General features: G+C 59.6%; 17 protein-coding genes. 5 read left to right on the top strand and 12 right to left on the bottom strand.

The genetic code is table 11. The annotated features are described in order from the left end of the window. From AC1RS8_RS27805 to AC1RS8_RS27790, 4 genes are all read left to right on the top strand, one after another. Positions 1-233: hypothetical protein (locus AC1RS8_RS27805; RefSeq protein ID WP_493164240.1), on the top strand; the 233-nt coding region annotated here is incomplete at its 5' end. Between the two features lie 31 nt (positions 234-264). Beyond that, the gene (locus AC1RS8_RS27800) at positions 265-681 is read left to right on the top strand and encodes a LuxR C-terminal-related transcriptional regulator (protein WP_493164239.1); all 417 of its coding nucleotides are present in this window, start codon (positions 265-267) and stop codon (positions 679-681) included. Positions 682-798: 117 nt separating this feature from the next. Continuing rightward, positions 799-1,440, top strand: coding sequence for a ParA family protein (locus AC1RS8_RS27795; RefSeq protein ID WP_493164237.1), 642 nt, complete (start codon positions 799-801; stop codon positions 1,438-1,440). A gap of 38 nt (positions 1,441-1,478) precedes the next feature. Continuing rightward, the gene (locus tag AC1RS8_RS27790; RefSeq protein ID WP_493164236.1) at positions 1,479-1,769 is read left to right on the top strand and encodes a hypothetical protein; all 291 of its coding nucleotides are present in this window, start codon (positions 1,479-1,481) and stop codon (positions 1,767-1,769) included. 67 nt (positions 1,770-1,836) lie between these two features. Here the strand turns inward: AC1RS8_RS27790 and AC1RS8_RS27785 are convergent, their stop codons facing one another. The 10 genes from AC1RS8_RS27785 to AC1RS8_RS27740 form a co-directional block, all read right to left on the bottom strand. Then, the gene (locus AC1RS8_RS27785) at positions 1,837-2,085 is read right to left on the bottom strand and encodes a hypothetical protein (RefSeq protein WP_493164235.1); all 249 of its coding nucleotides are present in this window, start codon (positions 2,083-2,085) and stop codon (positions 1,837-1,839) included. Continuing rightward, on the bottom strand, positions 2,082-2,339 hold the full coding sequence (locus tag AC1RS8_RS27780) for a hypothetical protein (RefSeq protein WP_493164234.1): 258 nt from the start codon (positions 2,337-2,339) through the stop codon (positions 2,082-2,084). Before AC1RS8_RS27780 ends, AC1RS8_RS27785 begins: the two co-directional genes overlap by 4 nt. Next, the gene (locus AC1RS8_RS27775; protein WP_493164233.1) at positions 2,336-2,611 is read right to left on the bottom strand and encodes a hypothetical protein; all 276 of its coding nucleotides are present in this window, start codon (positions 2,609-2,611) and stop codon (positions 2,336-2,338) included. The genes AC1RS8_RS27780 and AC1RS8_RS27775 overlap by 4 nt, the downstream gene beginning before the upstream one ends. 173 nt (positions 2,612-2,784) lie before the next feature. Beyond that, positions 2,785-3,012 carry a hypothetical protein gene (locus AC1RS8_RS27770; RefSeq protein ID WP_493164232.1) on the bottom strand — a complete coding sequence of 76 codons (228 nt, stop codon included), beginning with the start codon at positions 3,010-3,012 and terminating at the stop codon, positions 2,785-2,787. 27 nt (positions 3,013-3,039) lie between these two features. Further along, positions 3,040-3,411, bottom strand: a complete 372-nt coding sequence (locus AC1RS8_RS27765; RefSeq protein ID WP_493164231.1) for a hypothetical protein — start codon at positions 3,409-3,411, stop codon at positions 3,040-3,042. 34 nt (positions 3,412-3,445) lie between these two features. Continuing rightward, positions 3,446-4,744, bottom strand: a complete 1,299-nt coding sequence (locus AC1RS8_RS27760) for a hypothetical protein (protein WP_493164229.1) — start codon at positions 4,742-4,744, stop codon at positions 3,446-3,448. 47 nt (positions 4,745-4,791) lie between these two features. Further along, positions 4,792-4,995: a hypothetical protein gene (locus tag AC1RS8_RS27755; protein WP_493164228.1), complete on the bottom strand. Its 204-nt coding sequence runs from the start codon at positions 4,993-4,995 to the stop codon at positions 4,792-4,794. Positions 4,996-5,078: 83 nt separating this feature from the next. Further along, positions 5,079-5,495 (bottom strand): helix-turn-helix domain-containing protein, encoded by a 417-nt coding sequence (locus AC1RS8_RS27750; RefSeq protein ID WP_493164226.1) that lies wholly within the window; start codon positions 5,493-5,495, stop codon positions 5,079-5,081. Between the two features lie 63 nt (positions 5,496-5,558). Continuing rightward, positions 5,559-5,873, bottom strand: coding sequence for a hypothetical protein (locus tag AC1RS8_RS27745; protein WP_493164224.1), 315 nt, complete (start codon positions 5,871-5,873; stop codon positions 5,559-5,561). A gap of 760 nt (positions 5,874-6,633) precedes the next feature. Continuing rightward, the gene (locus AC1RS8_RS27740) at positions 6,634-7,512 is read right to left on the bottom strand and encodes a hypothetical protein (protein ID WP_493164222.1); all 879 of its coding nucleotides are present in this window, start codon (positions 7,510-7,512) and stop codon (positions 6,634-6,636) included. A gap of 863 nt (positions 7,513-8,375) precedes the next feature. Between AC1RS8_RS27740 and AC1RS8_RS27735 the strand changes: the two genes are divergently transcribed. Beyond that, a complete protein-coding gene (locus AC1RS8_RS27735; protein WP_493164220.1) occupies positions 8,376-9,449 on the top strand; it encodes an NAD-dependent epimerase/dehydratase family protein in 1,074 nt (357 codons plus the stop codon). A 52-nt stretch (positions 9,450-9,501) separates the two neighbouring features. On the opposite strand, the gene AC1RS8_RS27730 is transcribed toward AC1RS8_RS27735, so the two are convergent. Continuing rightward, a complete protein-coding gene (locus AC1RS8_RS27730; protein WP_493164218.1) occupies positions 9,502-11,367 on the bottom strand; it encodes a hypothetical protein in 1,866 nt (621 codons plus the stop codon). Between the two features lie 63 nt (positions 11,368-11,430). Continuing rightward, positions 11,431-12,210 carry a gp53-like domain-containing protein gene (locus AC1RS8_RS27725; RefSeq protein ID WP_493164216.1) on the bottom strand — a complete coding sequence of 260 codons (780 nt, stop codon included), beginning with the start codon at positions 12,208-12,210 and terminating at the stop codon, positions 11,431-11,433. Position 12,211: the final 1 nt, after the last annotated feature.

Here is a 12,211-nt window from a genome sequence, read left to right as displayed (position 1 = left end):
CCCCACACACCCCACAACGCCTCGCCGAAGTACCCGGCGCGCTGATCATCCAACAACAACGCGTGACAGCCGTTAAAGAAGTGTCCTCGCTTCTGCACACCATGCAGCACATGGCGCTGTACTGCATCGACCAGAACAACGTCACCTTGGATCACATGGAAGCCATGGCCGACACCCTGGGCCTACTCCGTCGCCAGGTCGAAGCGTTAAAAATCGACCTGGCTAGCCAGTAACCCCCTCCCCCATCGCAAGGAAGCGTCCCCCATGAATGCCCGCGTTCAGATCCACGGCGAAGAAGTGATCGGCTACCCCGGCCAGAACCTGACGGACAATGAACTGTTCGTCTTGGTCAAAACCGCCGAAGGCTTCCCCACGCCAATCATTGCCGAGGAACTGCAAATTGATGATGCCGGCATGCGCCTGGTCGAACGCAACATATTGAGCAAGCTGGGCGCCAAGAACAAAGCGCACATGATCACGCGCGGCTTCACCCTGGGGGTTCTCGTCCCCCAGGCGCTTTGCCTCATGCTTTGCGTGATGGCCGCCCTGGAAGTCGACACCGACTTCAACCGGCCGCGCTCGCAGCGTCGTAGCCGCACCCTCACCGAACATTCGCGCACCGTGCGCACCGCCGTGGCTTCGGCCGGCGGCCCACCTTCGCGCTACATTGCCCACGCTTAACCTTTCGTTATTTCGTTAAATCGTTAATTCGTTATTTTCTTGATCCTCGACCCGGGGCGGCCTATACTCGCCTGGCATTAACGAATTAACGAATTGACGAATTAACCGGGGGTTCACATGGGCAAGCGAATGGGCGTCTTTTCTCAGAAAGGCGGCGTCGGCAAAACAACTATTTGCGAAGCGCTTGGGGTGACTTACACCCTAGGCGGCTGGGATGTATTGTTGGCCGACTTGGATATCGACCAATCATCCAGCTACGAATGGCTGCTCGACCGCCTGCAAAATGAAAAGCTGGCCCCGGTCAATGTCCAGGCTTTCGGCACCGCAGCCAGCGCCCTCAAGGCGTCAGAGAAATACGACCTAACCATCTTCGATGGGCGCCCTCTGGCCTCGACCATGACCGCCGAACTGGCCAAGGCTTGCGACCTGATTATTCTGCCCACCGGCATGGCCAAGACCGATATGCGGCCGACCGTGCGCCTGGCTAATACACTGGTCGACAAACACGGCGTAGACCCTGCCCGTATTGCCTTGGTGCTAAACCATGTAGGCGACAGCGACAAAGAATTAGTCGAGTGCCGCAGCTATTTGCTGCAAACCGAGTACACGCTTTTACCCTCGCTCTATGAGCAAATTTGCTATCGCCGCGCCCAGGATTCCGGCATGTCGATAGTCGAAACGCATTTCGCCGGGCCACGCGAACAAGCGGATAGCCTGGTATCCGCGATTGACAGCTTACTGACCAAGCTGTCTAAATAATTAAAGAATTGACGAATTAACGAATTGGAGTGTTACCCATGGTCGCCACTGTAAAGAAGCCATCCAACGCCGCCGGCAAAGGCGCCCCACCTAAGCGCGGCGACCTTTCACCCGTCCTTGGTAACGCGACCGAAAAAACCGATCCACATAAGCGCGTACCGCTGAACTTCAAGCCCGAAAGCCGCTTTAAGGATGCGCTCGACGACTTTGCCCACCAGCACAAATTATCCTCCACGCGCGTCATGATTGCCGCCGTGCTTGAGTACATGGAACGTCACGGTAAAGACGTCACGGACCTGAAAGACCTGATCGAGCCGCGCACTAAGTAACCGCCCGACAGAAACTAAAAGCCCCGCACTCGACGGGGCTTTTTTCTGTCCGTGTGACGGGTAACGCTCACAACTCCACGCTAAACCCCCTGAGTCCGATGCCATCGGCAAAGCGTCCCACGGCGGTCAGGCTGGCCCAGGTGCGCACCTTCTCCCGCCGCGAGCGCACCGGCACCAATCGGGAGTTGGGGCCACCCAAACGGATCGACAGGCCCCAGTCCGGCCCGCCGTCGACCTTGGCCACCACGCATTCGCGCACCGCGTGCTGTTGCACCAGGGCGCGCAACACCTCTTCCTGAATGCCGTCGCCGATCATGCCGCGCCCCGGGGCCGGCTGAAGGTCAGGCCGTAGTCGCCGACGTAGCCGACATCGCCGCCGAGCGAGCGGCCATCGTCGAGGGTGACGCAGATCGTGTGCGAACCGCGCGCCGCCGGCAGCTTGTGCGGAGTACTCAGCGCAAACAGCCCGGGCATGGTTTCGTTGAGCGTGGCGGCAAAGCGCTCGACGTGTTCGGCGCCGCTGGCATCGATCAACACCACGTCGACCGGGCCGACATACGGGAAACTCACTGTTCATACCCGGCCAGATAGCCCGGCTCGGTCTGGTCCATCAGCAACCCGCGCAGGGTCCAGGCCAACCGGCCTTCGTCGTCGCGCAGGCGGTCGTCCAGCGTTTCGGCCGACACCGGCGCCACATCGTCCAGGGTGTAGGCGCCGGGGCCGGCGATGGCGTTGGCCAGCGTCACCGCCTGGGCTTCGTCCTCGGCGGCATAGATGTCGTCGTCACCGACCCAAAAGGCCAGCAGCGGTTTGGTCAGGTCACGCAGGGCAGGGGCCGGCATGGGCGGATCTCCTTTTTTGCTAAGTGGCGGGCTGTGTCTAAAACCAGACGGTGGGGGCATGGTACGCCAGCCCTAGGGGGTCTGGTATCCGTGCCCACAAAAAAAGGCCCCCACACCTTGGCTTAGTGTGGGGGCCGATTTGACATAAACGGCGTTACTCGTAACGCGGCAGCTTACTCGCCCTGGGCCTTGGCGGCGTCCTGCTCGCGCTGCCACTTGGCCCCCGCCACAAACGCGGCGCGCACTACATAGCCGAGCCAGCGCGGCACACTCCCCGAAAACTCAGCCAGCGGCTGCACGGTCTCGACGAAGTCATACCCGGCCTGCACGGCGGGCCACTCGGGGTCATCGGTGCCAATAGCTTGCATGCGCGTAACGGCAGCGGTTGCGGGGTCGGTCATGGCGGGGGTTCCTTTCAGTTCGGTTCGTTAGGGGTAACGCTCGGCGTCCAGCTCGCCGGGTTGCCAGTCGATGGGCTGGCCGTCGAGGCCTTCGCACTCGTCGACCGGCCCGGCCAGCGTGTAATCGGCGCCAGGGTGGTCGTCGACAGGTTCTTCATAGGTGGCATTGCGGTCGTGGCAATCGTCGCAGTCATGACGAATGCCCATGCGCGGATCTTCCACGACCCACCCCATGCCGAACTGACTCCAGCGCGGCTCCCAGCAGGCGCAGTGGAACACTTGGCGCGGCCACGTGGCCAGCCGGTCGCGCTGCTCAGTCAGACGTCGGCGCGCCGCGTCCCAGCTTTCGCCCGGACGGGCACCGGCTTGCACCTGGGCGTCGTTCAGTTCGGGCCGCATGGCGGGGGTTCCTTTCGTTATGGGTAACGCCGGGTTATTCGCCCGGCTGCGGTCGGTAGTCGGTGGGCAGGCCGGCACGGCGCAGGCGCTCGGTCAGTGTGCGGTTGGCCGAAAACGCCTTGTTGCGTTCAGCCTCCAACAACGTCTGCTCCTTTTCAAGGTGTTCGATGCGCCGGGCCAGTTCGGCGCGGTCATCGGCGGGGGAGAGCTTGCGGGAAAGGCGCTCCATGTATTCCGGCGCGCTGGTGGCCCGGTAGTCCACGAATGGGCAGGTGTTCCAATTCCACTGCTGCTTATTGTCGTTGATGCAGTCGCTCAAGCCGGCCGCTCTGAGGCGTTCTTGCAGCACTTCGACGGCGTGGGCCAGCTCGGCGTGCTGGTTGTTACGCTGCCGCAGCAAACCCAGCGCCGTGGCGCACCGGGCAAAGTCCGTGGGCAGTTTTTCCCACACGGGCTGCAGGCACGCATCGGTGACTTCCAGGGTGGCAAAGTCTCCATCACCGCCCTGGACGGGAGCGCCCCCGCCCTGCTCGCGCAGCCGATCCAGCCACTGCCGTTCCGTCTCGGTCAGCATCACCGGCTTGAGCTGTTTGGCTTTGCGCCGCTCGCGCAACGCCTTCTGCCGCGCGGCGTTGCTCATCGGCACCTTGGCCGCCGAGGCTTTCGGCGCATCGCCAAACATGACCAGCTGACCGTCAGGTCGAACGCCAGCCAAGGCATCCGCGAGCCAGCCAGGGGCGTATTCGGGATGAAGGCGCGCCCAGGCATCGGCCTCGACGGGCTTCAATTTACCCTCCGACTGAATCATGTCCAGCACCATGTGCCGCGCCGCCTGATCGACCGTCTCGCCGATGCTGCGCGTTACGGTCAGGCTGGCCGAGCGATAACCCGTGGTGCTGATAAACGGCTTGTCAAGATCCACCACATGCAGATCGCAGGACCGGTGATTCCCCAGCATGTTCGACGTCAGTACCACTCGCACGCGCAGACCGTCGACTTCAAGCAGAAACTCGCCAGCCTGGCCCCAGTTCGGCACCTGCCCCGGTGTGGCCGCCAACGCCCGCTCCAGCACATAAAAGGCGCTTTCACTGCTCGCCTTGCAGCCGTGCAGAGTATCGCCGTTGAGCCTGTAGACCAGGGTGGCATAGGCCATTTCCATTTGGTCCAGCACCTCGACATGTCCGGCTAAAACTGCGTCGTGATATTTCTCGGCGCACTGCCTGGCGATAGCAGGGAACTGTTCGGGCAGGACATTGACCAGCTCGGCAACCAAGGCCAGGAACTCGGGGCGTTCTTCCCGAGGGACATATTGAATGGGTTTCTTGCGAGCCATCGAGGGCACTCCACTGTGCGCCCCGACCAACGGCCGGGGCTCCTTCCTTAAAGTCCGATTTCGTCCATCAGCGTATCGACAGCATCGTCGCCTTCACGCGCCTGATAGGCCGTCAGCAACGCGGCACGGGTCATGTTTTCCGCAGGCGGCAAGACAGCGCCGCCCATCAAACGGACGGCCTCAATCAAACGAGGGGTAGGCAGTTGGTTGGCCACTTGCTGCATGCGGGCCGAGTGTTGCGCGGTGATCATCGGGTCTGCTCCGGGGGCTGGCCTTGGCTTAATGCCCGGCCTTGGAGCAGACTTTAGATATATTTCGTTAATTCGTCAATTCGTTATTTCGTTAATTCGTTATATACCTGACTGGGCGCAGCCGCCAGGCCGACATAGATGCTCAGCAGGCGCCACACCGCATAGGGCACTTCGACTTCACCGCCGGCCCACTTGCGGATCTTGCGCCCGTCGACGCCGACCAGCATGCCGGCCTGGCTGGCGGACAACTCGGCCACCCGCAGCAACTCGCGGAACTCGGCCGCGCTCGGCGACTGCCAGCCAGGGGCATAGGCGTCGAACAACCCGGGACGATCCAGGGCCAACTCTTGGCGCACTTGATCGGCCGTCATCGAGCGCGGCGGGTCGCCGGGCATTTCCAGTTTCGCCGCATCAAGACGCAGCGCCGCGCGCATGGCCTCCCACAAATCCGGCGCCTCGATTTCCGTGCGTGACCCGTCACGCAGTAGTAACGCAAACATCCCTTAGCCTCCAATGCTAAACCGCCGGCAGGGCCGGCGGATTGTCGTCTTTTCGTTAAATCTTTATTTCGTTATCAAGTTAGGACCGGGCCGCACCTTGACCGACACGCCGGCATTCCAGCAGGTCCAGCCAGACGGCGAAGCCAACAAGCCAACACGGCCGTAATCCTCGCACAGATAATAGCCTTGAGCCTCTAGCCAAATGCCAATGCCTATCAACTGCGCCCGGTCCACCTCAGCGCGCTTTCTGAACGCCGGCACGACCAGCACCAGGCAATCGCGTTGCGATCCGCCGGCAATGCGTGCATTGAGCTGGATGCCGTAACGCTCGAAAAATGCCGCCTTTAAGGCGACCACATGCGGTGCTTGCTTGGTCATCGGTTCAACCCCGGATAACGGCCTTGGCGTAGTGCCCGGCCTTGGGATGAACCTTATTTGTCTTTCGTTATTTCGTCAATTCGTTAATTCGTTATCCAATCCAAAATGGCCGGGCGTAGCTCTTGGCGGGTGGCTCATGGCTGGAACGCCTTCAGGGCGAACGTCTGACGCCCCCATGGCGCAGAGCGCCAACGCCCCGGCCGTTGTCGGCAATCGCCCCAGGCAGGCGCTGAGTAGCCCGCAGGCAGACAAAAATCGCAGGCGACCCCCTTCACTGGTGACTGGAGCGCTTGCGCGACGGACAGGCCGCAGGCGGCGCGTGAAGAAGCGAAGGGCCGTTGACCAGGCCTTGAGTCGTGCGCGGTGCTGGACCGGCCCACAGCGACTGGAAGGCGCCTCACTGAAGGAACGGCGGCGGTGCCGACGCAGAGGGGTGCCACTTGCCCCGCGCCTCCAGGCGCGAAGTGGGCAGTCATATTTATTTCGTCAGTACGTCATGCACACCTGGCACGGTTCATGAGCTTTAAAGGCTCTTTCTTTATGCCTTGCGGTACCACTACACATAGAAACTTGCAGATTTATAAAAGCCTTATAGATGCCGGCGTGCGCTCGAGGATTTTTTATCGGGTGCGGAATACTTGCGAAGGGGGAAAGGGGGCTTCCGGAGGGGGATTTGTAGCGCCTGGCCGCCCGCTGAGGGCTTTCCTGATGTCCAGACGTAACAAGGCACCGCGTTGGGCGGTGCCGGGTGTAGCGGGGCTTAGAGGTGGGGGTGTCGCTGATTGAACAGCTTGATGCGCTGGGGCATCGATAGCGACTGAGTATCAGGCTCGGCGACGAATGCCACCCAGGCGGCCGCACGGGCGCGCTCTTTATCCTCGGCGGTCTTGGCTTGCGCCAGCGCTTCCTGGCGGCGGCGCGCGGCCTGGGCCTTGACGTGCGAACTCTTGCGCACTTCGCGGTCAGCGGCGTTGCTGATCAGCGCGTCCGCGCGCTGCTTGCCGAAGGTGGCCAGCAGTTGCTTGCGCTTGGCCTTCTTCTGCGACCGCGCTTCGGCGAGCTGATAACCCAGCCCGAGCTGGATGAAGAAGCGCGGCCGGATGTTGATCGTTGTGCGGGTGATCCAGAAGCGGCCGTTATGGCAGATCCGGCGGTGCTTGCGGTAGACCATCTTCGACGCCTCCAGGGCGCCCATTAGGCGCGAGACGGTCCACTCTTGCAGGGTGGTGTCTTCGGCCAGGCCGCGCTGACGATTGAGGCGAAATTCGCCGGCCTTGTCCATGTAGCCCAGCACCAGGGTGGCAATGTCCAGGCGCGCCAAAATCGGCTCGATGATCTCGGCCAGGGAATCCCAGCGCGTTTGACTGGTGCGGTAGCCGCTGGCCTGGAAGCTGTCGAAGTCGCGCAGCCACTTGCATTGGCGGTCTTTGGCTTCTTCGCGCACACGCTCGGCGGCCGTGCCCAGGAAGGTGCGGCGCTGGGCGTCGGTCAGGGCGCGCGGCCGGCGTGGCTGTGCCGAACGATCGACACGCTTGAGGCGTTTTGGCGGGGCATTGACCGGGACCACCGACAGGCCGTTGTAGGCCGCCGACCCCGGAGAGCTTGGGAGGTGATGAACGGTTGCCTTGACGCGCTTCATAGCGGGCCACCGACAACCAGGGCCAGGCGCAAGGCGCAGGCCAGGGGCTGCAAATCTATACGCCCCCGCATGAAACCGGGGCGGCCTTCTGTCGAGGCTTCGCCGATCATCCAAACATCCCTAATGGCTAGGGCTTGCTTATGCGGTGATCAGCTAATAGACTTCTACCTGCCCGGTAGTGAAGCCTTTTTGTGCTGATCACCAGAAGCCCCCGTCCCGCCAAGGTCGGGGGTTTTCTTTTTTAAGCCTGCCGAAAACTTTCTAATTCTTCTTACTGCTGTGCCCTTTCGGGCTGACGGCGCTCAGAATAACGCGCCTATCTTTAGTCGTCCACAATTAGTGTAAATTTACACAATCTTTAGCGAAACAAGGGCCTGCCGCAACGTCTCCAGTTGCAGCGACTCGCCTGGGTGCGCCTGATCGTCGTTGGCTTTCTGAATGCACAACCACGCAACGTACTGATTTATCGCGTCGATAGTAGACGCTTGGTCACTTTTGATCAAAGGGTTTACAGAGGGCATATTCGACATCGGGGGTTCCTTCCTACAGCAGTCGTTCAAGGGCGACGATTCTATCTAGAATCGCCCAATACTGGATAGATAAACAGTGGTGGCATTGCGGCATTGATTGACGCGCACTCTACCCGAGCACGTCATTTCGCTGGGCTCCCTTTATCGGATAGATCCTGTAGCACCCCAGCCCCCGATTAGAGAAGGTCAAGGCGCACCTAGGCTGCCGGTCTAGTCCACACCCACGGGGTCACCCCACCGCGCGCGGGCCAGAATTGCTAAGATCCAAGAATTGAGGACGCGGGGCCGTGCACCAGTGCGGATAACTGATACTTTATTTATTCAAGGATAAATATGAACTGCGCGGTGATCTTTGGAGGCTCTGGCTTTATTGGCACTTTCTTTGCCAAGCATTTAATCGAGTCAAAAACGGTTGATAAGGTTTACTTGTATGACAAAGAGCAGATCGATCAAAAGCCCTTCCCCTATCGGAAAACGTTAATTTCTCAGATTCCATATATAGAAGAAGTCAACGGTGACGTTAGACACCCTATAACCTGGATTCCGGCAGAGCGTATTGATCTCATCGCCAATTTTGCGGCGGTACACCGGGAGCCTGGCCATGAAGATTTCGAGTATTACGAAACGAATCTACTGGGCGCTGAGCATGTTTGCGCTTGGGCTGAAAAAGTAAACTGCCACAATATGATTTTCACCAGCTCCATTGCCCCGTATGGCCCGAGCGAGCAAATTAAAGACGAGCGCTCTTTGCCTGCGCCTACCACGGCTTATGGCGGATCAAAACTGGCGGCCGAGAAGATCCACCAAGTGTGGCTGGCGGCCAACCAACAGACACGCCACCTAGTCATTGTTCGCCCGGGCGTGGTCTTTGGCCCAAGCGAAGGCGGCAACGTTTCTCGATTGGTTAAGTCGGTTATAAATCGATACTTCGTCTATACCGGAAACCGCTCAACCAGAAAAGCGGGCACCTATGTTAAAGAACTATGCATTGCTATGTTATGGGTGTTGACTCAACAGAAACATAACAAGTTGAATTTTTCTCTCTTCAATATGACCATGAACCCTGGCCCTTCCATAGAGGACTATGTGAATTCGGTGTGCGCCGTAGCCGATATTAAAAGGCGTGTGCCTTCAGTGCCCTTCAGGCTGTTACTGGCCGCCGCTCACTGTATCGATACCATTGCTCGCCCACTTGGAATACAACATCCTTTCAGTCCCGTCAGAGTTAAAAAACTGGCAAGATCAAACAACGTGTTACCCACCTTTCTATTAGAAAACGGCTACACCTACACCTACAGTTTGGAGTCAGCTTTCGCCGATTGGAAAAAAAGCACTCCACATGAGTGGGAACAAAGCCGGCTTCGGTGCCGGCTTATGCGAGGACCGGCAGCAGTTGCCGTGAGGTGAGGAGCAGGTTTTTTCTTTGGTCCAAGGCGGAGCGCCCTAGGTCATGGGCGCATTAGGTTAGATCGATTGTGATACCGATGCGGGCCTGTGTCCCTGCAGGGGCGGCGGCGGTCAGCTTGTAGCCCACCACCACATCGGTCGCGGTCGTGGTCACCACGCGCAGCATCGCCGCAGACCAGACCGACGAGTCCGGCGAACTGGTCAACCAGTTGACGCGCACGGCGCTAGGTGGCGGCGTATACAGCAGGCCATGCGCCATAGTGACAATGGTATAGGTCGAAATATCCATGGCCACTGGCGCGGTTTGCAGGTTCGTCTTGCAGCCCCCGATGGTGTTGCCCCGACTACGAATGTTCATCCTGTCCGCGGATCGCGGACCCAGCCCAGTGACAGCCACTTGTCCAACCGTGGTCACAATGCTCAAGTCGACCCGATTGTCGGTCCCGGAAAGATAGTTGAACCCGACCGCACAGTTGCGAATGTCGCCCTTAACGTCGTTACCGATGCCGTTGAGTTTCAGACCGGTGCGGCCCGGCGCACTGAAGTTCTTCACGTTGACGTTCGTGGTGTTGCCCGAGCCGTTAACCACCATCCCTTCGTTGTCCGGGTTGTTGGTGGTCAGCACCCCGTTAATCATGGCGTTATCGCCATTGACGATCAGCCCGGTCCTGCCCACCGAGGACGACCAAACGATCCCGTTCATGTGACTAATCGAGCAGTTATTCCCGTTGACCACGACCCCGTCTTGTTGCCCACCGATGTTGTACGCCCGCAACTTATCGATCTGAATTTCGTGGGCCTGCAAAACACAGTTGTCGCCATCGACCACCAGGTTATCGATGCGGGCAATCGAACCGATGTAGACACCGGTATCCAATGCCGGGGAGGCCGAACGACCACCGGCGTAGGAGTGCAGCAGGCCAATGCGGTCAAAGCTGCCACCGTACACGGCCGACTCTTCCGAGTAGAAGTTCCAGCCGTCGCTGAAGCAACAGATGACGCTATCCGCATTGGTGTTATGTGGGCCGCGGCAATGCCAGCCGGCAAAGCCGCCATTAGAACGACAGATAATGTTGCCGAACTTGCCCTCTTCCTGACCGCGCCAGCTGGTACCCGAGGCACTGGTAGAGTCCTCGGTGTACAAGCCGCCACCCGCGCCGTCGTAGATAAGGACAGTGCCGGCAAGGACCATCGAAGGACCGTACAGTTTCACGGGAACGCCGGAAACATTACCGGTGGGGTTGTTTGTCGCGTGGTAACGGTTGCCGTTGATGCGGATATCCTTAAGCCCCATCCAGGAGGGGACGCGGGGGTCATTGACGGTCAAACCCGTACCGGTCAATACATCAAAATTTTCCGACTTGATGAAGTCCCGGTTAGCGCCTGCGATCTGTTTCAGTTCAGTGGCATTAACGCCCCGACCATCGAAAAAAATAGATCGATCCAGGCGGATATCCAATGCCTGGTACACGCCGCCAGGACCAAAAGTCAGGACACCACCGCCATAGGCGCCCAAGACAATGCGAGAGGCTTCAAAAGCCGGGGTCCAGTCCCACGTGCCGAAATCATTCGGCACCGGGCGTGAGGTTACCAAGTGAGAGAACTCCCAAATGTCCACTTGGGCTTGGGACAGCTTCTTGGCGACGGTCCCGTCAATCGCCAAGGCCAAGGGTGTTCGAATACACCCCAGCTCCCCCGCGCCGCCGGGGCCAGCCAATACCGCTGACAAGCCGGCGGTCTGCTCCGCCGACAACCGCGCCTGTTTGGCAATGCTCGGCACCGGCCCCGACTCAGTGCCCACGTCCTCCTGGTCGGAACCGTGAATATAGCGATGCTGCTTTTCCGAAGCGGCAGTGGATCGGGCGGCCGCCTCCGACAGCTGGCCGGCATACGCTTCCAGCGCTGAAATATCAGTCATTCAGTTTCTCCAGGCATAAAAAAGCCCGCAGAAGCGGGTTATGCAAATCTTGTGTTTAAAGGCTTAGTAACCAGGGGCTTTACCGAACGCGCGCCAATGCACGGTGACCCCCATAAGATTCGTATCATTGAACAACTGATACTGCGTCGCGCTGGTGGCGAACGCGCCGGCACCGTTGCCATCGCTGTCAATGGCGTTAGTGGTGACCTTGTTGCCGAAGCAGTTGTAGACCTCGGCAAAGGGCGTGGGGAAGTTGATCGGCGCGGTGGTGGTATCCGCCGGGCAATAGCCATTGCCCCACTGTTCCAGTAGCCCGGTGGCCTTATCGAGTCGCCAGCCATTGGCCGCCATCAAGGCGGTGTTTTTGTCTTGCTTGGTGGCCAAGGCGACATCGATCACCGCCTTGGTATAAGCATCGCCAATGCCATAGCCGGCCAAGGTGATGGCGTTGTTGGCCTTCTGCGACAGCAGCCAATCGGTCTCCGGCTTGGTGTAGGCATCGCCAATGCCATAGCCGGCCAAGGTGATGGCGTTGTTGGCTTTCTGCGACAACAGCCAATCGGTCTCCGGCTTGGTGTAGGCATTCAGAATGCCGTAGCCGGCCAAGGTGGTGGCCTTCAGCGGGTAGTTTGACCCAAAGGCCTGGATGGCCTTGAGCAGCTGCGTGTTGTCATTGGCATCCAGCTCGGGCAGGTAAGCCAGGATAAAATTGGCCAACTCTTCCTGCACCATGTTCAGCCATTCCGCCTTGAGTGGTGTAGGGGCGACCCCGCCGGTTACGCTGCCGTAACGAAAGAGGCCTAGGGCCGCGACCAGATCGGTCCAGCTGGAAATTCTCTGCATG

The organism is Pseudomonas sp. GW821-FHT12A04 (assembly GCF_058807755.1).
Note: the sequence above shows the minus strand (reverse complement) of the source record. Positions and strands in the feature narration are given on the sequence as shown.